31 protein-coding genes are annotated in these 21483 nt (G+C 42.6%); 5 read left to right on the plus strand and 26 right to left on the minus strand.

Annotation, left to right across the window (positions count from 1 at the left end; all coding sequences use genetic code 11):
* Positions 1-7: 7 nt before the first annotated feature.
* The 26 genes from B3S92_RS10125 to B3S92_RS10250 form a co-directional block, all read right to left on the minus strand.
* The gene (locus B3S92_RS10125) at positions 8-1519 is read right to left on the minus strand and encodes a hypothetical protein (protein WP_296205617.1); all 1512 of its coding nucleotides are present in this window, start codon (positions 1517-1519) and stop codon (positions 8-10) included.
* A gap of 12 nt (positions 1520-1531) precedes the next feature.
* Positions 1532-2290, minus strand: a complete 759-nt coding sequence (locus B3S92_RS10130) for a hypothetical protein (RefSeq protein WP_296205620.1) — start codon at positions 2288-2290, stop codon at positions 1532-1534.
* An 11-nt stretch (positions 2291-2301) separates the two neighbouring features.
* A complete protein-coding gene (locus B3S92_RS10135) occupies positions 2302-2733 on the minus strand; it encodes a hypothetical protein (RefSeq protein ID WP_296205623.1) in 432 nt (143 codons plus the stop codon).
* 391 nt (positions 2734-3124) lie between these two features.
* Positions 3125-3448: a hypothetical protein gene (locus B3S92_RS10140; RefSeq protein WP_296205626.1), complete on the minus strand. Its 324-nt coding sequence runs from the start codon at positions 3446-3448 to the stop codon at positions 3125-3127.
* Positions 3445-3813, minus strand: coding sequence for a hypothetical protein (locus B3S92_RS10145; protein WP_296205628.1), 369 nt, complete (start codon positions 3811-3813; stop codon positions 3445-3447). Before B3S92_RS10145 ends, B3S92_RS10140 begins: the two co-directional genes overlap by 4 nt.
* Positions 3813-5228, minus strand: a complete 1416-nt coding sequence (locus B3S92_RS10150) for a packaged DNA stabilization protein (protein WP_296205630.1) — start codon at positions 5226-5228, stop codon at positions 3813-3815. The genes B3S92_RS10145 and B3S92_RS10150 overlap by 1 nt, the downstream gene beginning before the upstream one ends.
* A complete protein-coding gene (locus B3S92_RS10155) occupies positions 5215-5598 on the minus strand; it encodes a hypothetical protein (RefSeq protein WP_296205633.1) in 384 nt (127 codons plus the stop codon). Before B3S92_RS10155 ends, B3S92_RS10150 begins: the two co-directional genes overlap by 14 nt.
* Before the next feature lie 4 nt (positions 5599-5602).
* Positions 5603-5992, minus strand: a complete 390-nt coding sequence (locus tag B3S92_RS10160) for a hypothetical protein (protein WP_296205634.1) — start codon at positions 5990-5992, stop codon at positions 5603-5605.
* A gap of 75 nt (positions 5993-6067) precedes the next feature.
* Positions 6068-6331, minus strand: coding sequence for a Gp49 family protein (locus B3S92_RS10165; RefSeq protein WP_296205637.1), 264 nt, complete (start codon positions 6329-6331; stop codon positions 6068-6070).
* 78 nt (positions 6332-6409) lie between these two features.
* Complete coding sequence (locus B3S92_RS10170) at positions 6410-7669, minus strand: P22 phage major capsid protein family protein (RefSeq protein ID WP_296205640.1); 1260 nt, start codon at positions 7667-7669, stop codon at positions 6410-6412.
* Positions 7670-7684: 15 nt separating this feature from the next.
* Positions 7685-8536: a hypothetical protein gene (locus B3S92_RS10175; RefSeq protein ID WP_296205643.1), complete on the minus strand. Its 852-nt coding sequence runs from the start codon at positions 8534-8536 to the stop codon at positions 7685-7687.
* Positions 8526-10910: a portal protein gene (locus B3S92_RS10180; protein ID WP_296205647.1), complete on the minus strand. Its 2385-nt coding sequence runs from the start codon at positions 10908-10910 to the stop codon at positions 8526-8528. Before B3S92_RS10180 ends, B3S92_RS10175 begins: the two co-directional genes overlap by 11 nt.
* 11 nt (positions 10911-10921) lie before the next feature.
* A complete protein-coding gene (locus tag B3S92_RS10185) occupies positions 10922-12202 on the minus strand; it encodes a PBSX family phage terminase large subunit (protein WP_296205649.1) in 1281 nt (426 codons plus the stop codon).
* Entirely contained in the window at positions 12195-12587 is a 393-nt protein-coding gene (locus B3S92_RS10190) for a terminase small subunit (protein ID WP_296205652.1), read from the minus strand. The genes B3S92_RS10185 and B3S92_RS10190 overlap by 8 nt, the downstream gene beginning before the upstream one ends.
* Before the next feature lie 79 nt (positions 12588-12666).
* Complete coding sequence (locus tag B3S92_RS10195; RefSeq protein WP_296205655.1) at positions 12667-12936, minus strand: hypothetical protein; 270 nt, start codon at positions 12934-12936, stop codon at positions 12667-12669.
* 166 nt (positions 12937-13102) lie between these two features.
* Positions 13103-13492, minus strand: coding sequence for an antiterminator Q family protein (locus B3S92_RS10200; protein ID WP_028858181.1), 390 nt, complete (start codon positions 13490-13492; stop codon positions 13103-13105).
* 17 nt (positions 13493-13509) lie between these two features.
* Positions 13510-13686, minus strand: coding sequence for a hypothetical protein (locus B3S92_RS10205; RefSeq protein ID WP_296205657.1), 177 nt, complete (start codon positions 13684-13686; stop codon positions 13510-13512).
* A 2-nt stretch (positions 13687-13688) separates the two neighbouring features.
* The gene (locus B3S92_RS10210; protein WP_296205659.1) at positions 13689-14033 is read right to left on the minus strand and encodes a DUF1064 domain-containing protein; all 345 of its coding nucleotides are present in this window, start codon (positions 14031-14033) and stop codon (positions 13689-13691) included.
* Positions 14034-14149: 116 nt separating this feature from the next.
* Positions 14150-14302: a hypothetical protein gene (locus B3S92_RS10215; RefSeq protein ID WP_155954111.1), complete on the minus strand. Its 153-nt coding sequence runs from the start codon at positions 14300-14302 to the stop codon at positions 14150-14152.
* Positions 14299-14769 (minus strand): class I SAM-dependent methyltransferase, encoded by a 471-nt coding sequence (locus B3S92_RS10220; protein WP_296205668.1) that lies wholly within the window; start codon positions 14767-14769, stop codon positions 14299-14301. Before B3S92_RS10220 ends, B3S92_RS10215 begins: the two co-directional genes overlap by 4 nt.
* Positions 14766-15293 (minus strand): hypothetical protein, encoded by a 528-nt coding sequence (locus B3S92_RS10225; RefSeq protein ID WP_296205670.1) that lies wholly within the window; start codon positions 15291-15293, stop codon positions 14766-14768. Before B3S92_RS10225 ends, B3S92_RS10220 begins: the two co-directional genes overlap by 4 nt.
* 37 nt (positions 15294-15330) lie before the next feature.
* The gene (locus B3S92_RS10230; protein WP_296205673.1) at positions 15331-16266 is read right to left on the minus strand and encodes a hypothetical protein; all 936 of its coding nucleotides are present in this window, start codon (positions 16264-16266) and stop codon (positions 15331-15333) included.
* Complete coding sequence (locus tag B3S92_RS10235; RefSeq protein WP_296205675.1) at positions 16266-16640, minus strand: DUF7694 domain-containing protein; 375 nt, start codon at positions 16638-16640, stop codon at positions 16266-16268. The genes B3S92_RS10230 and B3S92_RS10235 overlap by 1 nt, the downstream gene beginning before the upstream one ends.
* 65 nt (positions 16641-16705) lie before the next feature.
* Positions 16706-17248, minus strand: coding sequence for a hypothetical protein (locus tag B3S92_RS10240; RefSeq protein ID WP_296205678.1), 543 nt, complete (start codon positions 17246-17248; stop codon positions 16706-16708).
* Entirely contained in the window at positions 17248-17592 is a 345-nt protein-coding gene (locus B3S92_RS10245; RefSeq protein WP_296205680.1) for a hypothetical protein, read from the minus strand. Before B3S92_RS10245 ends, B3S92_RS10240 begins: the two co-directional genes overlap by 1 nt.
* Positions 17593-17594: 2 nt before the next feature.
* Positions 17595-17804 carry a hypothetical protein gene (locus B3S92_RS10250; RefSeq protein WP_296205683.1) on the minus strand — a complete coding sequence of 70 codons (210 nt, stop codon included), beginning with the start codon at positions 17802-17804 and terminating at the stop codon, positions 17595-17597.
* 136 nt (positions 17805-17940) lie between these two features.
* On the opposite strand from B3S92_RS10250, the gene B3S92_RS10255 reads away from it, so the two are divergent.
* The 5 genes from B3S92_RS10255 to B3S92_RS10275 all read left to right on the plus strand — a co-directional run bounded on the left by B3S92_RS10255 (position 17941) and on the right by B3S92_RS10275 (position 21298).
* Positions 17941-18630, plus strand: a complete 690-nt coding sequence (locus B3S92_RS10255) for a S24 family peptidase (RefSeq protein WP_296205686.1) — start codon at positions 17941-17943, stop codon at positions 18628-18630.
* A gap of 3 nt (positions 18631-18633) precedes the next feature.
* Entirely contained in the window at positions 18634-19134 is a 501-nt protein-coding gene (locus B3S92_RS10260) for a hypothetical protein (RefSeq protein ID WP_296205689.1), read from the plus strand.
* A 24-nt stretch (positions 19135-19158) separates the two neighbouring features.
* Positions 19159-19386: a kynureninase gene (locus tag B3S92_RS10265; protein ID WP_296205692.1), complete on the plus strand. Its 228-nt coding sequence runs from the start codon at positions 19159-19161 to the stop codon at positions 19384-19386.
* 143 nt (positions 19387-19529) lie between these two features.
* Positions 19530-20384 (plus strand): hypothetical protein, encoded by an 855-nt coding sequence (locus B3S92_RS10270; protein ID WP_296205694.1) that lies wholly within the window; start codon positions 19530-19532, stop codon positions 20382-20384.
* The gene (locus tag B3S92_RS10275) at positions 20381-21298 is read left to right on the plus strand and encodes a DUF3037 domain-containing protein (protein ID WP_296205696.1); all 918 of its coding nucleotides are present in this window, start codon (positions 20381-20383) and stop codon (positions 21296-21298) included. Before B3S92_RS10270 ends, B3S92_RS10275 begins: the two co-directional genes overlap by 4 nt.
* Positions 21299-21483 lie beyond the last annotated feature (185 nt).

Below are 21483 nucleotides of genomic sequence, written 5' to 3' on the forward strand. Positions count from 1 at the left end.
AGCCCCCTTAGTTAAACCACTTATTAGCAATAGTCGTTACTTTAGCGTTGTTATTGTTTGTCTTATTGCCGCCTGTGTTGGTTTTGCCGCCACCTCTATTGACCTTTTTGGCACCTTGACCGTAAGGGGGTAACGGCTCGCCGTATCGAGCCTTAACATTAGACAGGTTGTTGTAAATGCCTTTGTTAGCCGTCACTATATCTCTATTCATTCTTGCAAGTAGTGCGTTGGCGGTTTGATTGTCTCGTGGGATATAAGAGCCTGCAATCATACCCTCTAATTGACGTATATAATCCGCATCTGTTTGCGTGCCTTTATTTAGCCTTAACGCTTTATTCGCCAAGTCCTTTAAAAACGCAGTAAATTCTGCATAATCTTTAGGGTTACTGCCTAGAGACGGAGCACCAAGCCTATTTGCAGCATTATTAAGGGCATTGCTACTCAGGCCTAGTTTCAGCTCACCATTTTTTATTTTGGATTGCCATCTAGCAAGCTCTTTTAGTGTTGTGGCGTTAGTTTTTAACTGGGCGCTATATTCGTTCTCTAACTCAACATCTCTTGTTGATTTTTTGGGCTTATTGTTTCCGCCTGTGGAAATCTTGAAATCTAACTCTTGTTGCTCAAGTAAATTTTTAGCCCAAGCAATCTCACCTTTTTGGTTAATCTCAAACATTTTGGTTTCGGCGTCAGAATCCGTTTTGTAAACAGTGCCCTTGTACTGCATATCTGAGCCATACACAGACGCGTTATAACTATTATCAGACGCGTATCTAGTGGCATTAGTAGTGCGGATGTTGTTGCGCTCACTAACACCGCCTTGATGCACAACATCAGGGCTAGTGCCTTTTGTGATAGTCATCGATGGGTCATTAGCTTCGCCAGTAAACTTATTAACGCTATAACCGTAAATCTTATCGCCGCCATCAACAGTTTTAAACTCCGGCATAAACGTCTTGGCAATCTCTGGGTTAGCTATTGCCATTGCCTGCATAACCTTGGCGGCATTTTCAGGGTCTTTTACAATAAGACTTAACAAGCCTTGGGTTTGCGATTCAGTTATCAAACCACGTTTATAAAGTTCGCCAATGTGCAAACCAAAAACTTTGGGGTCTTGGGTGACCGCCGCTGCTGATACATAGTCCTTAATGCCTTGAGCGGTTTTTAACTGAGTATCTTCTGTCTCAGCGCCAATCTTGCCTGTCTCTGCGTTTAGCTTGCCAGTCTCGCCAAACGTCTTGCCAATATCTGCACTGGTTTTCAGGTTGTCTAATGCTGCTTTTTGACGGGCTTCTTCGTATTGCTGAACCGCAGGCACCAAAGCCCCTGCATACTTATGCTGTGATGCTACTGCTAGGCGCTCATTAAAATCGCCGATTTTCATTAAATCATTCAGTGCTTTTTGATGTTGCCTAGCATCATATTCTTGGCGTAGCTTTTGCCCGTCTCGATAGCTGGCCGTTAGGTTGCTAATATCTGTTGGCTGTGTAAGTAGTGCTGCGTTGTTGATTGCCATTACCATAATAACTACTCCCTAAATAATGCCACCAGCCATCATGCCCAAATTAAGCAAATTACCCCAACCAGATGCCTTGGCGTTCGCACCACCCACAAGACCGTTAGCCCGAGCATTAGCAGCGTTAATTTGCGCATCGCCAACAGTTGCTGCGTTCTGAGCACCGAATGAGCCAAGATTAGTAGCGGTTTGTTGGCCAACGCCCGCTAAGTTTGCTAATTGGTTGTAAAGGCGGGCATCCTCAGTATTAAACATCGAATAATCTTGCGAGCGAGCACCGCCAAGCACGCCAAATAGGTTTTGCTTTTGCGCTTGGTCACGGGTCCATGCGTTATTGTATTCTTGGCTTGCTAAGTTGCTGTTGTATTCGTTAAGCGACTTTAAAGCTGCCCCTGATAGCAGACTGCCTTGAGCGGCTGCGCTTGATTGCAATTGATCCATGCCTTGCTGCTTGCGCCACAAATAACTTGGGTCAGTTGCAAAGTTATTAGGGTCTAAACCACCGGTTAAATTGCCTTGTAAGTAGTTATCTTCAATGCGCTGACCCCACACGTCGTTATAGTCTGGGCTGTTGCTCACATACCCTTGCAGCTTACCTAATGCGTCACGTCCAGCATTAAGCCAAGGCATCTGGTCTTGACGTGTTTGTTCGTACTGTTTTTGGCTAATATCAGCAGCGTACTTGCTGGCATCAGCTTGAATGTTGCCTGCCTTTTCAGCAGCTTTAGCACCACTTTTACCGGTTATGCCATTCCAAGCATCTTTTACAAATCCCATGCTGCACCTCTTTATAATTGGCAAAAATAAAGCCGCTCAAGCGGCTCAAAGTTGTTCTTAGTTAAAAATCTGTCTATCGGATGACTGTCACGGCTTGATATGCACCAGTAGTCAACACCCATCTGCCTTAGTTGCTCTTTAATGCCGTCAATAAATGCCTGGCTATTACCGCGATACTCAGGCTTAACCCATATCACATCGGTACTAGCATCAACAATGCCCTGATTACGCAGTGAGGGGCTTACAAACAGCAAAGCCACGCCTTTAGCTACATCACCATCAAACCACATAAACGGCTTTAGTACGCCCATCTCGTCAAGCTCAATGTAACGCCTAACAGGGATATCGACCGGCTGTGGCTCAAGGTGCAACATATCAAGCATCATTGCTGTGATATCGCCTTGATACTCTGCAAAGCTGACCTGTCTAATATCTTGCTTCATAATAATGTTCTAACAAGAGGGGTTATGAATAAAGCAAACAGCCCTAAAGCTACTGCTAGTATTGATATTCCAATGCAAAATCTAAGAAATGGAGTTATTAAACCTTCCATACTAAGGCCCTCCCTCGGGTGCAATTTAAACTTATCTCTGCTATACTTTTTCAAGATTTGCTCCTAAGTGCTGTTAGGTGTAAATACAAAAACCCCCACGTCCGGCCAGACTGGGGGTTTTGTTTTGGGTACAAAAAAGCCCAACTCATGGAGTCAGGCTTTGTTTTTTGGTTAAATTTTGGGCATAAAAAAAGCCCATTCCTGTTATGGACGGGCTTTATATATACTTCTCGATTCTGGTTAATTTATACCACTTAGCGTTCGGACAGTCAATAGGTTATTTAAGTAAACGTCACACCACTGACAATGATTGTCGCACCCTCACCGCTTGCTTGAATGCTCATGCCAGTTGTCAGCGTGTGATTGACCAGCTCAGGGCATGGATAACTTTCACCCTCTTGCAATGTGCGCTTCATTACCTGGCTTGTCGCATCTGCTACCGACTCTTGGGGCGTGTAGTTGATAATAACGGTAATGGCTGCATCTGTGGGATTATGCAGAGTTAGCCCCATTACCTGAGCGCTCAAACCTTCTGGCACTGTGTAAATTGGATTAATCTCTGCAGACAGCACTTGTGTTGGCACTAATGGCTTGCGTTTAATCATACGGTTAAATTCCAAATTTGCTGATCATATAATTGTTGTTCGATGGCTGATAGTTGAGCGTAAGGAGTATCAACTTTAGGCTCTTCATTTTGCATTACTAGCCCAACTTGGCTTATATCTTCATAATCATTGATACTCAGGTGGACTACTTCCGCTTGTGACGCATCATCTTGAGCGTGGATAAAGTCCATTGTGACTCTTGTTGTTGATGCCAAGTCAATCGCTTCTTGCGCTGCGTCAATCGTGCCACTACTAATCAACAGGTTGAGCAGACGGATAAACTCATTTAAGAACACAAGCCACTCACCAGCCACCATAAAGTTTGGCGTAACAAATGGCGATTGCGGCAATTTAAGCTGTTGCATCAACTTACCTCCAATTCTGCTCCAGTAATTACCAAATTAGCGGCGTCCGTCATCCGTATGCGATACGCCCTATTGCGACTAGCCCCCAATCTTGCCCAAAACGTGCGTTTTTTATGTTCACCACGTTTGCCAAGGCTTCGCCAGCGAGTATCAGACCAGCTCACCCCGTCATCATCTGACCACGAGAGCATTACCTGTGGGTCTGTTGTGTTGTCCATACCAGTAGCTTGCTGAGCAATTAAGGTTAACCGGTTGTGGCGTATCATACCTTTGGTGCGGCTTACTGCGTGAGTGGTGCGCTCTCTGACTTGCGGCAGCACTTCACCTGCTATCTCATCGCTCCCATTGTGAGATAAGCCCATCAACAGTACTTTGTTGTAGTGTGCAAATATGTGGCGGCCTTTATACATGGCGTGATATTCAGCCGGATGTCGCTCAAATCTGCCTTTTTTAAATATTGCACGCTCATGCCATAAGCCTGTGGCGCCATCGAACACCCATGTCTTATTGGCGTTAGGTATATTAAGAGCATAGAAGCTATGGCCGTTTTCTTGGTAAACATAAGCGCTAGCATCCGTTAAATCATAGCCGCTTAACTCTTTTTCTAAGGCATGGTTACTAATGCGCTGCACCTGATAACCTTGTGTCATCACAATCTGAGATGTGCCATTGGTTGTATTGCTCAGCCATGCAAGCGACCCGCCAAATTCTTGGATAGTCTTAGTTTGCACGCATCCGGCATTAATTGAAGTGCCTTGCATCGGGGCAAATGGCAGATCGCTATCGCCTGTTGAGTACCAAATCTCTGTAGACTCTTCACCAAAAACCCAAAGTTGTTTGTCGTGTGTTTTTAGAGCAGTGACGTTATCTGGGTTTGCTTCAGCTGTTGCAAAGCTAAGTGCATCAATTTTAGTTGATAGCACATCTGTCCAAAATATTTGCCCTGTGCCACGCCGGTTAAAAATAAAACGCTGTGATAGTGTGACAATATCGTCAGCGGGATATAGCAACTCTTCGCCATACTCGCCCCATTTATCACTGATAGTATCTAAGGTATAAATAGTATTTTCACTAATGAAGCAGGCATAATTATTATTTTCAGCAATAATTACTGACTTATTCCCGCCAATAAATACTTCTGGAATTGGTAAAAATCTATCATCCTCCAACTTGTAAACTTTGTGGCCGTAAATAGCATAAACGCTACCATCTGAAAGTGCAGTCATACCTCTGCATCTTGACTCAAAGCCACTGCCATACAGTGTTTTAATAGCTGGGGTTGATATTAATGCGCTTACTGTCTTTTCGCTACCTTGAGTCACTTCAGGGTAAAGATTAATGCACGATTGGCAGCCAATAACTGTATTGGGGTCTTTGTAAGCACCACCAACAATGGGCAGATTAATAACAGCCATAACGGTTATGTTTCCATGCTGATTTTGTGAATATTGGCTTGGCGTTTGACTGCTTGAGCACTGTCATAGCCCCATTGCGTCTATTAACTAGCGTAGCTGACGGCTCAACGCCATAATCAGGGGCTAAATCAATTGCCAGTGACAAGATAACTAAACGCTCTAAATTCTTAGGCCAGTCAATAGTTTCATGAATATCAAGAGGCAAACTGAGGCAATCAGGCACGCCAAGCAGGGGTTGCAGCTTAAACTCTGACAATATGCCGTTTAGTACATCCAAGGCCGCCAATGCGTCATCAGCAGGCACCTCCTCGCCTGTTGCATAAATGCCAAGCCTGGTAAGTGCTGCTCTGATAATCTCAGTTACTTTCATTTGATTACTCGCTATCTTGAGCCAATTTAATTAAAGCGTCTTTGCTGTCGCGGGACTTGAAGCTAACGCCACGCTGTCTAAGTAGTGCTTGTAGTTCGCTACTGGTCATTTCGTCATAACTAACCACGCCATCTTGATTGGCATCTTTTGCTGACTCATAGACTGCTAGTTTTTGTCGTAGTAGTTCAACTTCATCTTCAAGCTTTTCAATTTCACCATAAGCTGCGGCTAACAAATCATCATTACCCGCATTCACCGGCTCAGGCTCTGGTTTAACTTTATCGTGGGTCGTATAGCCTTGCTCGACTAATTTATCGTACTCATCTTGATTATGAGCAACGGCAAAATTGATCAAGTAGTCAAGGTAGAGCATTACGGGATATTGTCTAGGCATTGTATTTATCCTTATTTACATATATGAGCGCTTGCACTCACTACACGCACAAGGCGAATAGTAAGGATCAGCTTTTCATTCAGCTTCTTTAGCTAATTTTTGTTTTAAGGCAAAGCCGTACGGCATCCACATTTTTTCAAATGCGTTGTCATAAGCAATCTTTTCACCAATAGTTTGGTTGTAATTATTTGGATCAACACACGCCGATTCACCAGTAAATGTAAATCCATTTTTAACAGTAATCGTGCAATGCGTGATGGTGCCAGATAAGCGCTGATATTCAACGTTAGTTATTTCTGACTCTAAAAAATCTTTAGTAATGCGGTTCTGCTGTGTCATTGGTTTGCCTCAATTGTTAGTAGTAAAATCGGAAACGGGCAGCGATTGCCACCCGTCTCGTAACTCTAAATAACCAGACTATGCGTTAGGCGCCAAGATACGCGCTGCATGATTACCGCGAATAGCAGCGAAGCCATAAAGCACGTCAATACGAGTACCCTCGCTGTCGTTCTTGAAGTCACCACCAGTTTGCACACGTAGAGCCATGGTTGATGCGTTAAACGTATAACCCTCACAGCCTGCTAACACCTTAAGAGGTGCGAACGCTGCAGCAAACGCGTCTTTTTGGAAGCACAGCGCCTGTTCAATTAATGAATCGCTATCCATTACAAACGTAATTGCAGCAGATGCAGCAGGAGACTCTTTAACCGTAGCATTAGACTTAAGTTGTGACTCAATGGTTGAAGGCACAATCTCAGGATAGATTTTAAGCGTGGCAGTGGTACCGCCGGCCTTCACATCCTCTAAGACTACAAACTGCAATGGCACGTCATAGCTTTGATGCGTAATTGGGTGGATCTGATTAACACCAGCAATGGTAAATACTTCACCACGTTTGATGGTCTGACCACTTGTTAAGCCGCCAACTTCTAAAGTGCCGCCTTTTTGACCGGTACCATTTACAGTCATGCCAGTCTTGCCATGCGAGCCGGTTTGCTGACGATAAATGTGCTCCGACTCTACAAACTCAAAACCGCGGCTACGACCGATATAACCCTCTTTCCACTGCTTGGCAATCTCAGGAGTTGGGTTAAATAGAGTTCCCGCTGGGTCAACAATGCGGTTGGTCACACCAGATGACAGCAGCGACATACGGTCAGAATGTGGCGCTAATGCACGGTTTAACATCTGACGAGCGCGACCCCAAGCGGCGGTTGGGTGCACCTCTTGTGCTTGCATCAGTGTCATGTTGTTAACAGACACAATCGCACGCTGCAATAAGTCAGCATCAACAGTGGTTGCTAAAGAGTTGATAGCAGGCTTTAAGAAACGGTTTTTAAAGTCAGTTAACTTTAGAGTCATTTCGGCTGCGCCAAACTCAAGGCCAACATGCTTTTGAGTGTCAACCTTTAACAGTACAGACTTCTCTTGAGCGTTTTCGTTCGCATCAGTAGAGTTAAAGACGTGGCCGTCAGTAACGATAGGCGTTGGCGGAATGCGTACACGTACACTTTCACCGACTTTGTAGCCATCTTTATCTTTGTTAAATTCTTTCTCACGATTGCGGTTAATCGCTTTAATAAACTGCGACTCTTCGACCAGCATTGCTGCTGCTTCTTTTGCAATTACGTCATGAGTTAATAGTTTGTTGCTGGTGTTTTCGCTGTAATTAGCCATGTTCTACTTTCCTTTTTATAGACCCCGCGCAGCTAGAAAATCATCATCTGATTTGTCATAGTCGCTGCGTGCAATGGGTGCGTTACTTTTAGTGTGGTTTGGCGGACGTGGTGCCCGTGATTGTCGAATGTTTTTATTGCCAGGCGATTTGCGTGCTTTAATGCTCGCCTGGATTTCACCAAACTTGGCGTATTGAGCCTGTTCAGGTAGTGATGCGATTTCGTAGTACAAATCAGGACTTGCCGCTACTTCTTCCAGTAAGTCCATCAGCTCTTCGCCTTGGTACAACTGAGAAGGGTCAGCATTAATCGGCTTGTCTTGCATCAGTGTCGTTAGCTGCTCAAAATCTTGTTTAAACTTAGGATTGGCATCAAACCGCTGTTTAAACTGATTTGTGATCTCTTGCTCACGCTGCTGTTGCAGTTTCGCCACTTCACGCTGTTGTAGCTTTTGGTCAAACTTCCAGTCTTCTAGCTTCTCTTCATACTCGGATTGGGCCTTAAAATACTGGTCAAGACCCTCTTCGGTGTCTAAGTCAAAGTTTTCTACTGTGGGAGGTTGTGGCGCGCCGTCTGGGCTTACCGACTGTTTCGGCTCGCTCTTTTCTTGACGCAATCGCTCAAGCTCAGCTTCTGCCGCCTTTTTCTCAGCAACAAGCTGTTGAATTCGAGCTGCCGCGCCCTTTTTTGGCTTGGAGTCTGGCTCATCTTGAGCTTCATCTTCCACCTCGTCAGCCTCTGCTTGCTCAGGCTCTTGTGTTTCCACCTCTTCCTGTTCAGGCTCCTCTGACGTTGCTTGCACCTCTTCGGCTTCTTCATACGATTCAACCGTTAAATCGTCATCAACTACTGTGGTATCAAATGCCATCGTTCATCTCTCCATTTCCATTTAACGCTTGGTCAGCGAGGTCTACGTCACTAAACGCATCATCCCCACCCGTGACGTCGGTGGGTTGCGGATTAAACTCTTGTTCCATGCCCTGCATATCTTCCATGCCTTGCATCTGCTCTGGCATCTGCTCTGGCATCTGCATATCTTGAGGCATCGGCTGTTCTTCAGGCATTAAAAAACCCTGCTCAGTGGCAGGGTCTTGTGTGTAATCGTCGGTTTCTTGCCATTCAATAGGCGTATATTGCATCTCAGCCATTGCTTGCTGTAAATCAGCCGTTCTATCAAGGATTATCTGCAATACGCTACCGAATTGCTTAATCTCTTCTTGGTCTGTACGCCCTGATTCACGTATCTTGGCCACTTCAATATCAGACTCAGCTTTAAGCTGTACTTTAAGCATTTCAAGCTGTCTATCTTTATCTTTGTCTGCCAGCTCAGCTTGTGCTTGTTGCAAGGCTTGTTGCATTTGCTGCATTTGCTGTTGAATCTGTGCCATTTGCTGCTGTACTTCAGGTGGCAATTCTTGACCTTCACCTTCTTCCTGCAACTGTGGTGGTAATAGCAGTTTCAAGCGGTCAGCCAGTTTGTCAGCATCAGGGAAGTCAAACGCTCGCATGATTAAATCACCAGCAACTTGCATCAACTGCGGATAAGCACGCCCAAGCTCAATTAGCACTTCACGCGCTTCTTCTCTCTGCGTGTTGTAGTCAGCACCGGCAGCAATGCGAATGTCATACTTACCGACGGTCACATCGTTATACATGCCATTAATGCCAATTTGCGCGTTCTCAAGCTCTTTTTGGTACTTTTGAGCCGCTGGAGAATCAGCAGGCATATTGATGACAAGCGTCTTATACACGGTGTCATCTTGCGTTATACGAAGCACACGAGGCGTATCGTAGTAATGCGGTATCATTGACAAAATAACGCGTCCTGCGTGCTCGTATGAGCGTTTAAAGTTGTCCAAGAAGTGAAAGTTCGCTTGGTCACCTTGACGCTGCCTTGCCATGATTGCACGGCCACTGGTTTCATTACCTTGGTTACCTAGTGACGCATCAAAAATACCTGTGGTGGCTTTGATTTCCTCGCTTGCAGTCATTGCTTCGCGCATCAAATCAGGCGAACCCTGATAAGGTGCTGGCATAAAAGGCGGTGCTAACTGATGCCCCATCTCGTTAACTGAGTTGTACGGCAGATAATGCGTATTAGGATTGTTAGATTGCGCCCAATACTCTTCATAGCCCTCAATTGATTGGCCATCAGCCACCCAAGGTCTGTTACCTGCTTTTTGTAGCTGCTCAAGCTGTGCCGTGCGAGCGTAGTTGTAGAATATCTGCGGGTCTTTGGCTTCGTTGATTAACGACATCCAATAACGCTTGTTCTCAACCCACTGCTCGTCACCGATAACCAATATAATTGGGATATAGTCCGCTTTAATCTCAGTTTGCTCAAGTACAGCGTCACGCGAGCATTTGTACCACATGATGCGCTTTTTCTGAGTCGGTCTTTTATCAACGATAGTGACCGGCTCATTAAACTGCATTGACGCGGCAAACGTGATCAAGTCCGCTTTCTCAAGTCCCTCAAGTTCTGCCGCTGCATCGGGGGCCAGCTCAACTGACTTTAGGTCAGACTCTAAAGCGGTTTCGCCGTTATCAAACAAGTAAAGCGTGTCTTTGTCATACTCAACACGATAATACTCAGCAACAAATACAGTGTCTGACGTCTCCCAATCCGTCGAATCATCTTCATCAGCACTTACAGCTTCAAAGCCTGGGAATTGACGCTCAAACTCTGATTTGCTCATCCATTCGCCAGTTAAAGCTTCTGTGGCATCTGAGCCAACCGGACACTTAATCTCTGGTGACAAGTAAGTAGACTGCGGGTTCTCAATGCGCTTAATACGTATCTCTTGGTCAAAGCTGACTTCCGATGCGTACTCAGTAGTGATACGCCAAAAACCAAAGCCACCCATGACAGCACGCTCATAAGCCCAGTCTGTTGCTGTATCTGAGCGTGATGACTTCAAGATATACTCAAGCATGGCGTCCTGAATCTCAGCTTTGCCAACGTCGTCATTGCCAACTGGGATAGCATTAAGCGTCATCTTGTTAGCACGTAAAGCGTTAACTTGCTGCTTAACAAATAGCTTAATCTTGTTAATTGAGATGCAAGGACGGCCTTCTTCTTCACGCTGTCTGCGCGCTCTTTCATCCCATTGGGCTTCTTTGTTGACGCAAAACTCAATGTCCTCTAATGCTTTTTGGTACGTCTCGTACCAGTAGCCCTCAGCACGCTCTTTAAAATCTCGCATTGACTGCAAAATTTTATCGTCTTTTTTATTAGTCATTGCTTAATCTCTTATGATTGCCAGCCGCCACGTCGTTTTGGTGGTGGTGGTAAATTTGGTTTTCTGTCTGCGTCGTTTGTTAGCTTGTCTGCCACAATTGCTAGATAACGATAGTTGTCTGCTCCGTGACTGTATTCATCATGCACTGGACGGCTTGGCTCACCTGTGGCCTTGCTTACGTGCCTACGGTATCGCTTTAAACACTCAACAAGACGCATGACGCCAGGCGACTCTTTGTTGAAGTAAACTCTGGGGAATACTTCGCGCCCACGCCTAATCCCTGACTCTATATCCATGTTAGGAATAGCAATCACCTTGCGACCTAAAGCAAGCATGACTTCAGCATCAGACTTGCCTGACTGGTGGCGCTTAGCAAAGCCATCATGCGGCAGCCAATCACTGCCCCAGTTGTAGTTAAGTGGCTTAATATCACTCTCTACATAATCAACCAGGGTGCGTTGGTTATCTTCAATTGCATGAATAATGCGTATCTCAGATGCTACACGCTGAACAAAGGTTATAAACATTGAGTCATTGAAGCCCAAATCCCAAATAGTGTGAACCTTTAGCATTGGGTCATACTGCAAGCGAGTTACACGCCCTTTAGCTTCAGCATCTGCAATCTCGTTAAAGTAAATCGCGCCTTCGACGGCTGGCATACACTTACCTTCCCAAATATGCTCGTATTCAGCAGTTGGCAGGGTTGCCTTAGCGTGCAGTCTTTCATCGTTTAAGACAGCAGGGAACCATGGATTGTCATACCAGTTAACATCAATCGTGATTGTGTCGTCACGCTCAGCGTTAGCCATTTGATGAATAGGGTCGCTGTCTAGCTGCGGGTTATAAGTTACCCAAATCTCTGACCCCTCAACCCTGATTGTCGGCGTTAAAATCTTAAGGGATTTGTCAGTAATTGCCTGACCTTCTTCAATCCAGCAAATATCCACACCTTCAAATGACTTGATGCTATCGGCCGTCATATCGCTCAGACCGCTAAAGTAAATGCGCGTGCCATTCAGCCCTCGTATCTCGGTCTCAAGTACCTGATAAAAGCTATCCAAGCCCATGCCATTAATCTGGTCTTTAAGTAATTGGTGCACTGACTGCTTAATTGACTTCTGTACTTCACGCGTACATAAAATGCGTGTTGGCTTTTGAGTACCAATAAGCAATAGCTTTTTGGCTACTGACCAAGATTTGCCACTGCCACGGCCACCACGGGCAAATTTATAACGGCATGGCTTATCAAAGGCTTTAAACTTCTTCGGGAATGTGACTAATACATCATTCATATTTAACCGTTATGTTAGGGAACAGGTCAGCACCATCTTTACCAGTATGTTCAACCTTGTCTTTAAACATCCCTAAATGCTTACCCAACTGACTCCAAGCTTGCACACGTGCGCTATGGCTTGAGCCTTCACCTTGCCATTCCGCCTCAGTTAATAGCCCTCTGATCACATCATCTTGTGTTACTTGGCAACGCTCTGATAAGTTTGCCAGGCCCGCTTCGATAGCGGCAGCAATGGCAGGATGCTTTTTAAGCTCATTACCCTTTGGCTTTGCTGTCTTTGCGCTATAACCAGCTCTAATAGCTGCTTGGGTAGCGTTTGTATCAATCAGGTATTCTTCAACAAATCTTGCTTGCTTATCAGTAAGCTTTTTCGACTGTGACATGCTTACCTCCAAACAGTAGGCGTAAAAAAAGCCCTCACATTGCTGTAAGGGCTTTATAAAAATTTATTTGTTAAGTTTATTATTTCTTGAAGTCTTCCCCGAAGAATGACTTTGCATCTTCTTCTGATAGCTCGCTAACTGACAGAATTACAATTCCATCAGGTTTATAGCCTAGCTCAAATTGCGCTTCGGTTGCAATTGAACCTGAAACTGGCAATGTAATACCCTTAAAATTTTTTATTTTATAATGAAAACTTCTAAATTCATTTTCGCCATTTGTTCTAGCCATATATCCAACTAGAAAATGGCGATGACTTGGCTGATTGTTCTCAATAGCATGATCTGACATATAAACTCCATAATTGAATGCATTCAACTTATTAATGGGGTTTAAGGTCTTTTTATCAATACTTAATTCAAAAAAAGCGACTGATAATTAAATCAATCGCTATCTCATAACTTCGTGCCAATCTAGCACATTTATACTACTTACTGTCACAACTGTCAAGTCACTTTTAAAGCCTGCTCCTTACATATTTCTCCGCCTCTTCCAATAATCTTGCTGTCACTTGCGGATGCACTCTCTTCTTGTTTTTATCATGCCAGGATAGCGATGCCTGAGCTGGATATTCCAATGGAGTGAGATAGTAGCGAGATATTTGTCTTAGGCTCATATTGTTGATATAACGCCTCTTCAACACCTCAGCCAAAACCTTGTTGTGCCTTGCTAAATCACACACGATAGCAGACACTCGCATGGCCTCATCATCCGTGATATCTGGTGCGTAAGCGTCGCCAGTTCTAAAATCGGGATTATGGGCTCTCATGAGGTGATAAAGCGGTGATGAGTAGCTACCCCAATCATGCCTAGACCACTTTCCCCATTCTTCTAAAATATCAATCATAAACCCTCGAAAGTCAATTAAAGTCTATCATCCTTGCTTGCTTGCTCTACTGCCTTTTTTCTGATCAGCTTATTGCGCTCCGCTGTCGGCACCCCAATTGAGTTCATTTGCACCGTGTACTCAGTGCCGTTCACATCCACTACTGCTACGATTTGACCGCGTATGTCGCTTAAGATTCTAATTGGATAGTCCATCGTTAAATCTCCCTAACTTCAATCCCATGTATCGCAAGCATCATGTGACGCTTCATCTTGTAAACCGTGCTTTCTTTGGTCGCTACCGACTTCACATCTTCAACAACTCGCTCACCCGTTTCCATGTCTGTATAAGCAAAGTCTGCAAAATAACGTAAATCCGGCTTGGCTCGCTTATCGCTACTAAACTTCACACCTTTGACTAAGCTAAACTTTGGCTGAACTTCTAGGTCTTTAATCTTCCCTGCTCTCTCAAGCAGTTTTAACTCTTGGTATCGCCTGGCTTCTTTTTGGCTGTCAAACTTAATGCCGTTTAGCACCTTTGGTTTATTTCTGTACTTCTTCACCAAACCCCCCTTATTTGAGTTCTAACGTGCTTTAAAATTCCTTTGGCTACCCTTGCTCATATTTTGAGTTTCTGATTAAATTTGAGCTACTCACGCTCTTTTAGTTGCCTATTTGATTAGTTATCCTGCCTAACTTCTCTAATAACCTGCTCATAAGCCTGGCGCGTTAACTCTTCGCTTGATAAGTCTGAGTAAGTGACTTTTACCTTATTGGCTCCTAGCCATTCGGACTTCTTGACTACCTTGCCGGTACCGATGTGTTTTTTCACGATGACTCCTTCAGAAAACATATCCAATGCGTATTGGCCCGCTTACCGCTGATATGACCAACAACTGGCTTTTGGTCTGTAAGTTTTAAAATTTCGCTTACTTTGATTTGTGTCTCGTTCCACTTGAAAATCAAAGTTCCATTGGGCTTCAGCACTCTAAAACATTCAGCAAATCCATCTCGAATCATGCTTGGCCAATTTTCATCTAGCTTTCCATACTTCTTAGCCATCCATGAATCAGGTCCTGCTTTACGCAAGTGAGGCGGATCAAACACAACCATGTAAAACGACTCATCATCAAACTTTAAGTTGGTAAAATCCATTATCATGTCTGGCTCAATAACCAGTTCTCGGCCGTCACAAAGAATATGATTTTCTTTTCGTTTGTCTGTAAATACGGCCCTGTTATCTTGCTTATCAAACCAGAACATTCGGCTGCCACAGCAAGGGTCTAATATCTTTTTCATGCCGTTTCTCTCCGCTTCCCTAACATTCTTGCTTTTAGTTTTTCCCAGTCTTGAGCTACTGGACTATCATCATTTAGGCGGGCAGGTTTAGGTGCTTCAATACGATGGGTTTTGGGTATCTCAAAATTAGCCCCATTCTTGTGTTCGATAATCACCTGCTCATAGACCGTGGCAAAGTATTTAATAAATCCGTTACCAGCACTCGCTAATTTGCCCCACCCGATGCGATTTGCAGTTTCTAGTACAGTTGGGTGTCTCCAGTCTCTTTCGACGTCTCCGCGCATTCCTGCGCATCTACAGGCTGTTTCAAATGCGGTTTGTGTGTCTAGGTATTCACTTTGCTTGCCAGCTCTCGCTAACTCTAAAAAATCAGCTGGTGCTGTTGGTGGCCATGAAAGACTTAACGACTTACGCTTAGCTTGGTTGAACTCGTCTTGTGTCATGCCTAGGTCGGTTAATGCGATATACCAGACGGTCAGTGTGTCAACGCCCCAATCCTCATCTTTTATCTTTGATCTAAACAACTTTTTCCACCCTGCAAACAAACTGGCTATCTGCTGCTTAGAAAGGCACGTTTGCGAATTCGTCTGGGTACTGCTTTGCAAGGTCTCTGGCAAGGTTTTCTGCGTAGATGTCTGCGCTTGATTTTTTTGGCTGTTCGTTAGCTGGGTTGTTAGCTGGTTGATTGTTTGCATGATTGTTCCCCGTGCTCTGAGTCTTATTCTGAATATTGATGTACCAGTCTGATTTAAAACCTTTCCAATCCCGTGTTATCCACTCAGTGATTATCTGATCCAGTGAATGACCGGTTGCTTGCTTCGCTTTTTCCAGTTGACTGAAAATCACATTCCAAGCTGTTTGGGTATTCGACGTTTTTTTGATTTTTCTGTGACTGAGTAAATCACTCCAAACCTGATCTGAAACTTCATCTGGTTTTCGTGGCTTGAAAACCTGCGAATCTTTTTTTTGTTTATTTTTTTTATCTTTATTTATATCTATTTCTTTAATATCTATTTCTTTATAAGGGTGGCGCTTTTCGCCACTGGTGGCAGTGGCGTTTTCCGCCACTACTTCGGGGCACTTTTCGCCAGTGGTGGCGTTTTCCGCCACTACCTGACTAGGGGCGTTTTTCGCCAGTAGTTTTTTACTGCCGCGCCAGTGTTCACAGTGATGATTTATTGAATATTGAGTGACTTTGCCCTGCTCTTTTTCAGCAAGTATTAATCCACTTTCTATCGCTTCATTGACGTATTTATAGACGGTTTTATCTCGGTTAATGCCAAGAACTCGCATAAAGGTTTTGGTGGGTATAGGCGCTTTTTTGCGCTTACCACCAGTTAATTTGTCGGACATACCCTCTGTATAACGCCAAACCGTCATAACCACCCAAGCGGCATTCCCAGACAACACTGTTCCAACAATGCTATCTATAATTTCATTTGGTGCTTGGAAGTAGTTAGCCATTCTTAAATCCTGTTTATCTTGTAAATAACTCATTACGCACCTCTCGACCATGCAAATGGCAACTGGTCACACATCCACAGATGCCTGATATTTGCGACATTCACAATGTCACTATTAGGTGGATATATCTCTACTGCCCACTTACCCCCATAGCCAATTGAATTTTTAATAGTCATTAATTCGTCCCAAGAAATTGAGTCTTTCCAATCACCTTTGGCGTTACGCTTGGTTCGATTGACGCTAATTCGCGTTGTCTCAGTTTCATCAAATACTTGAACTAAAAAATCACTATTCAAATAAACTTTTGTTGGCAGTGGGTTAGATTGAGGCCATTCTGATTTAGAGACCTCTTTAAATTCAACTTGTCTAACAAAGTCTTTATTTACTTGATAATCGTTTTTGCTCATGGTTAAATATCCTTGTTAGTTACTTTTTGATGGTTAATTAACACGCCTCTGATAATTCGCAGTTATCAGAGGTTTTTTAATTTGTAGGTCGTGACATTCGTGCCGATCTTCTCGTTCCAGTTTCTTGAAGTGTTTATCTGATAACCCTCTTTTCTAAGAGCCGCTACCATATCGGACACACGCTTACGGTTGGCTTTATCAAGATGACCTATGCTCACGTAGTCGAATAAGAGCAAATGGCGCAGTAAGCCTCTTAATCTTGGTGATACCTTCAAAACTTCTTTAGCTACCCAATCCTTGCGTTGATTAATGCGCTTTGGTGTCATAAAGACACGTCTATTTCGTGGCTCAGGCTTTTTAAGCGGCTTAACACTGGGTGGTTTAACTGCATAATTACGTGCGCCAATATATTTGTATGCGCTAAGATCATCAGTTGGAATGAATCCCAATACAGCCATTCGCTTTGTCACATAGTCTTTGTTTCTAATTGGGTCAAACCTACTTGCAAGTATCTTCTGATCAACCTTCCACGTTTCTCGCTCGCCGAGATTTAGTCGAATAATGCGGTCAACCTTAGCTTCCAGCGGATGGGTGATTTTCATAGCCATTACTTCTTATCTCCACCGCTAAAAATAATGTCGATAAAATCAGGGCTGTTTACGCTCGTGCGTAGCATTGTTGCCATTGCCTGGGCCATGTCTCTATCACAAAAAACAGCGTCTATATCAACAAGCTTGATGCCTAAAAACGCACAAATAATCGCAAATAGCTCTAAATCACCCTGTTTATCATCACTGCCAACAAGGCGGCTAATCTTAGCTGTGCTTACGCCTGTAGCCGCAGCTGTAGCGCATTGCGTCTTGTCTGTAAGCCGCTGTAATAAAAAAGCGTAGTTGTTGCGTGCTATTTCACGCGTGGGGTCTGATAATAAATGTATCGGGGTATGGCACATAGTTAAGCCTCCTCTGGGGCAAATAGGTTGTATTCACTAATATGTTTAACTTCATCAAGGCTTTTAGGCATAAATATTTCTGGATAAGCAATTTTTGCATCCTTGGATATGCCTCTTGTTAACCAGTTATGTACGGTGGTGTAGTTATATCCAAGGCTGTTAGATACAGCTTTAACTCCGCCAAGTTTTTGAATCAGCTCTTTGTCTTTCATGATTCCTCCGAATGAATTTAGATATATTGCAATAATACACACAGTGTGAAATATATTCAAGCTTTTGTTTTCATGGTGTGCAACATTTAATTCCACACGCCGTGTAAAATATTCATAGACATGATTGAGGTGATATATGCACGACAGTATGAAGCGCCTATTGATGGCTGCAGGCACAGATAAGAAGTCGAAGATTGCACGCGACTTGAATGTAGGGCCGTCAACAGTAACCAACTGGACCAAAAGAGGTGTCTCTAAAGAAGGGGCATTGGCAGCAGCTGAGCTCTATAAAACAGATGCAAATTTCCTACTAACTGGAGTAACGCCGGATAGAAGCAAGAAGGATAATTTGGACTGCACAGAAAGTACGATTCCTTCCTTATATCCAGATGGAGACAATTTCAAAATTCTACCGATGGATAAGATGCGTCGCGTTCCCGTTCTAAACTATGTCCAGGCCGGTGAGTTTTGCGAGTATTTTGATGATGCTATTGCTGATATGTTTGAAGTCATCATAGGTGATTATCCACCCCATGTTCACTGGGTAATCATTGAAGGCTTGAGCATGACGCCTGACTTCAATCCAGGTGATCTCATCTTGGTCGACCCAGATACTCAGCCTTCGCCTGGTGATTATGTCGTTGCTAAAAAGGCAGGTGAAAATGCCGTAACGTTTAAAAAGTGGCGACCACGTGGGTTTGATGATGACGGCGTTGAGTACTGTGAGCTGGTACCTCTAAACCCTGACTTCCCTATCATTGATAGCAGACATACTCCGTTCACAATTTGCGGTGTCGCTGTTGAGCGTAAACATAAGTTGAGGTAAGCAATGATCAAGTTTTTTGTGCTTTTGATCAGTATGGGGGTTAGCTCAGCTAGCTTTGGCTATTCAGAAATTGATGATGAATTGCTATCTCGCAATTTGGTGGATGATAACTATGTATATACGAATATATCTGGATTAGCTAATTATTTTAGAGAAAGTGCAAATGAAATTGCTATGTCATTGCCACTTCAACTGAACTCCTATATACAGCTTGAAGGAGTGGCGCTAACGCCCAGATTCGCCCAATATATATACAGGTACGCCCCCTCAGTAACAAATGAGGATTTATCGAATGCTAAGAGAGATCTACTAAGCAACGAGAATTTGAATATTATGTGTTCAGAATCTCATTATCCTTACAAGTTTAAAACTGCAAATGATTTTGAAACCAGTTTTTTTTATAAAACTTCAACTAATGAAAAAGTTGCTGAAGTAGTCCTTACTAATAAAACTTGTAGTGATGCAAAAAAAATACAAATAATTTTTGATAAATATTTTTACTAAAACCAGAAAAGAAAATAGAGAAAAATGACAAAGAAATATTTCAGTATTGTTTTTGGACTTACAGCCATGATTGGCTGTAGCGACCCCAATAGCAAACCAGAATACGGCGATGAATCGGGATTGCCGAAAAACTGCCGGGCATACATTCAAGAAAGCGTCAATGCTTGGCGTAATGGCGTTCATAGCACTGAAGATACGATGGATGCTATTGAGCGTAACTGTGGGGTGTATGGGGATTTGTGGGGTGAGTAATTTGAATCTAATGGACGGCTATATTAATAATTTGAATACAAAACTGCTTGATAAGCATTGTGCAGATATGAAAGTGGCGAGCCATGTGAATGTTTACAGGGTGGTAGTGCTTATGGGAAGAGTGTTTGTAATAGGTAACTTATATGAACAATAGAGTTATAAAAATCTTGGATATGAGTGCTTATCGAAATTTTAAGGGGTGGGTAACTGAAACCAATAATGTAAACCCTGTTTTTGTAGCCAGCTTCGCTCATCCTTTAGAGAATTCGCTTATAGATATGTATGCAAAGCTATATTCTTTTGTTGGTAATAATAGATCTGTATTTAATGAAATCTTAGGATATTTAATGGCTGATGCTTTGGGACTACCACAGCCAAAACATGCTTGTATAGCTTTATTACCCACTGATAAACTTAAAAATAATCTATATTTTAAGCTTGTAGACCCAAACTTAGAAAAAGAAATTTTTAGTTCAGAAGTGTTCCCTGTTTTTTGTACTTCTAAAATAAATCCATCTCAAACTGCGCTTCAATATCATGGAATTGCTCAGGCTGTTGCTAAAGAACTTGCAAAGTGGCCTCGGTATAGTGAAGCCTTAGCTTTGGATAATACTATCTGTCATATAGATAGACATATGAATAACATACTTAGAACAGGAGTTAATAAGTATCATCTAATAGATAATGGTATTCTAATTGATATTAATGGATGGAGTGTTAATGAACTTAATCCCAACTCCTATTTTATTAATAAGCTTTTAGATATATCCAAACAGCTCATGTCACCTAAACAATACAATTCAATCAAACAAGAAGCCGTTATGGCTTGTGATGATCATTATATAGCTTTAGAGAAAATTACAGAGGAGTTAAAGTTTTGGATAAATGCTTTGTATGGACAGCATCAAAGTGATTATAATAAGTTTTTAGATTTTTTAGATCAAAGAGCAAATAATGCAACCGGACTTCTTACTTCAAGATTACAGATGTTGATATGAAAACAGCTTGGGAAAGTCTTATTTTAGAAAGTAATTCCAACTCTAAAGAGCTTATAACTGGAGAGTGGTTTACTGTTCGTTTTATTCCGGATATTGTTGCTAATGAAGTTTTTAATATTGGGGTAGTTTTTATTGACCAAGATAACCAATTTCATTACAAATTAATTCCAAACGCTAATGCTTTTAGGTGTCTATTTGGAGAGCGCGGTGAAGCTAACATAAATTTTTTGCTTAGAGTTGTTGATGAGTTTTTAAAAAATAATAGCTACTTCCTTACTCCTTCACCGCATATAAAATATTCAAATCGTCAAACCGCTCAAGGTACGAGTATCGAAGAAATTTTAAATGATTTGTTTGATTCAATGGTCTCATTAATTTGCAAAAAGAATGAAGATGAAACTGAAACAATAAACTCCACAATGAGCACTAAGGACTTAAGAAGAACTGTATTTGGCTTAATGAAGAAAAAATATCCTAAATTTTATAATAAGGCGTTGGTTGATAAGCCTATAAAAATACGAAATCCTAATACTGATAAGTCTATGATAGTTGATATGCCTATTCATTATTATCACGGTATTAACAATATTAGAGAGGAATACTACGGCACTATAGTTTCTGCTGCATACATCAGTGATGTTCATAGAATCCATAATATTAACTATTTAGGTGTAACTAATGTAATGAATTGCTTAGAACTTTTAGGTAAAGAAATTAAAGCCGCTTTAATTGTGTATCTTCCCCCAGTAGATGACTTAAAATTCACTGAACAAATACGAGATCAAACTGAGAGAGAACTAGATAAGTGCTTATATGGCTTGAGACAAATGGAGAAAGAAGGTTATCAGTTAAAGTTAGAGGTAGAAGATTCCACTGAGTCTTGCTTTCACAAGGCTATAGAGTTCATTAGCTAACATTAGCTATTTATTAACCTTAACAACTAATAGTCATTTAAGAATAAACAAAAAACATACGTCTACCGCCTTTCCGGCGGTTTTTTATTACCAAAAAAATACCTATCAACTCAAATAAGCCGATAGGTAGCAAAGTACTCTTAAACCACTGTTTTACATCTTACACAGTAAGCATCCGACCAACC

The sequence above is a fragment of the Psychrobacter sp. UBA3962 genome, assembly GCF_002385225.1.
Taxonomy (GTDB): Bacteria; Pseudomonadota; Gammaproteobacteria; order Pseudomonadales; family Moraxellaceae; genus Psychrobacter.

Excerpts from the sequence above, each read along its gene's own strand:
- B3S92_RS10245 (WP_296205680.1), bottom strand. The coding sequence starts at position 17,592 with ATGTGCCATACCCCGATACATTTATTATCAGACCCCACGCGTGAAATA.
- B3S92_RS10235 (WP_296205675.1), bottom strand. The coding sequence starts at position 16,640 with ATGAGCAAAAACGATTATCAAGTAAATAAAGACTTTGTTAGACAAGTT.
- B3S92_RS10190 (WP_296205652.1), bottom strand. The coding sequence starts at position 12,587 with ATGTCACAGTCGAAAAAGCTTACTGATAAGCAAGCAAGATTTGTTGAA.
- B3S92_RS10180 (WP_296205647.1), bottom strand. The coding sequence starts at position 10,910 with ATGACTAATAAAAAAGACGATAAAATTTTGCAGTCAATGCGAGATTTT.
- B3S92_RS10255 (WP_296205686.1), top strand. The coding sequence starts at position 17,941 with ATGCACGACAGTATGAAGCGCCTATTGATGGCTGCAGGCACAGATAAG.
- B3S92_RS10175 (WP_296205643.1), bottom strand. The coding sequence starts at position 8,536 with ATGGCATTTGATACCACAGTAGTTGATGACGATTTAACGGTTGAATCG.
- B3S92_RS10140 (WP_296205626.1), bottom strand. The coding sequence starts at position 3,448 with ATGATTAAACGCAAGCCATTAGTGCCAACACAAGTGCTGTCTGCAGAG.
- B3S92_RS10125 (WP_296205617.1), bottom strand. The coding sequence starts at position 1,519 with ATGGTAATGGCAATCAACAACGCAGCACTACTTACACAGCCAACAGAT.
- B3S92_RS10145 (WP_296205628.1), bottom strand. The coding sequence starts at position 3,813 with ATGCAACAGCTTAAATTGCCGCAATCGCCATTTGTTACGCCAAACTTT.
- B3S92_RS10165 (WP_296205637.1), bottom strand. The coding sequence starts at position 6,331 with ATGACACAGCAGAACCGCATTACTAAAGATTTTTTAGAGTCAGAAATA.
- B3S92_RS10260 (WP_296205689.1), top strand. The coding sequence starts at position 18,634 with ATGATCAAGTTTTTTGTGCTTTTGATCAGTATGGGGGTTAGCTCAGCT.
- B3S92_RS10185 (WP_296205649.1), bottom strand. The coding sequence starts at position 12,202 with ATGAATGATGTATTAGTCACATTCCCGAAGAAGTTTAAAGCCTTTGAT.
- B3S92_RS10250 (WP_296205683.1), bottom strand. The coding sequence starts at position 17,804 with ATGAAAGACAAAGAGCTGATTCAAAAACTTGGCGGAGTTAAAGCTGTA.
- B3S92_RS10155 (WP_296205633.1), bottom strand. The coding sequence starts at position 5,598 with ATGAAAGTAACTGAGATTATCAGAGCAGCACTTACCAGGCTTGGCATT.
- B3S92_RS10230 (WP_296205673.1), bottom strand. The coding sequence starts at position 16,266 with ATGAGTTATTTACAAGATAAACAGGATTTAAGAATGGCTAACTACTTC.
- B3S92_RS10195 (WP_296205655.1), bottom strand. The coding sequence starts at position 12,936 with ATGTCAGATCATGCTATTGAGAACAATCAGCCAAGTCATCGCCATTTT.
- B3S92_RS10240 (WP_296205678.1), bottom strand. The coding sequence starts at position 17,248 with ATGGCTATGAAAATCACCCATCCGCTGGAAGCTAAGGTTGACCGCATT.
- B3S92_RS10265 (WP_296205692.1), top strand. The coding sequence starts at position 19,159 with ATGACAAAGAAATATTTCAGTATTGTTTTTGGACTTACAGCCATGATT.
- B3S92_RS10200 (WP_028858181.1), bottom strand. The coding sequence starts at position 13,492 with ATGATTGATATTTTAGAAGAATGGGGAAAGTGGTCTAGGCATGATTGG.
- B3S92_RS10130 (WP_296205620.1), bottom strand. The coding sequence starts at position 2,290 with ATGGGATTTGTAAAAGATGCTTGGAATGGCATAACCGGTAAAAGTGGT.
- B3S92_RS10220 (WP_296205668.1), bottom strand. The coding sequence starts at position 14,769 with ATGAAAAAGATATTAGACCCTTGCTGTGGCAGCCGAATGTTCTGGTTT.
- B3S92_RS10205 (WP_296205657.1), bottom strand. The coding sequence starts at position 13,686 with ATGGACTATCCAATTAGAATCTTAAGCGACATACGCGGTCAAATCGTA.
- B3S92_RS10150 (WP_296205630.1), bottom strand. The coding sequence starts at position 5,228 with ATGGCTGTTATTAATCTGCCCATTGTTGGTGGTGCTTACAAAGACCCC.
- B3S92_RS10275 (WP_296205696.1), top strand. The coding sequence starts at position 20,381 with ATGAAAACAGCTTGGGAAAGTCTTATTTTAGAAAGTAATTCCAACTCT.
- B3S92_RS10135 (WP_296205623.1), bottom strand. The coding sequence starts at position 2,733 with ATGAAGCAAGATATTAGACAGGTCAGCTTTGCAGAGTATCAAGGCGAT.
- B3S92_RS10160 (WP_296205634.1), bottom strand. The coding sequence starts at position 5,992 with ATGCCTAGACAATATCCCGTAATGCTCTACCTTGACTACTTGATCAAT.
- B3S92_RS10270 (WP_296205694.1), top strand. The coding sequence starts at position 19,530 with ATGAACAATAGAGTTATAAAAATCTTGGATATGAGTGCTTATCGAAAT.
- B3S92_RS10170 (WP_296205640.1), bottom strand. The coding sequence starts at position 7,669 with ATGGCTAATTACAGCGAAAACACCAGCAACAAACTATTAACTCATGAC.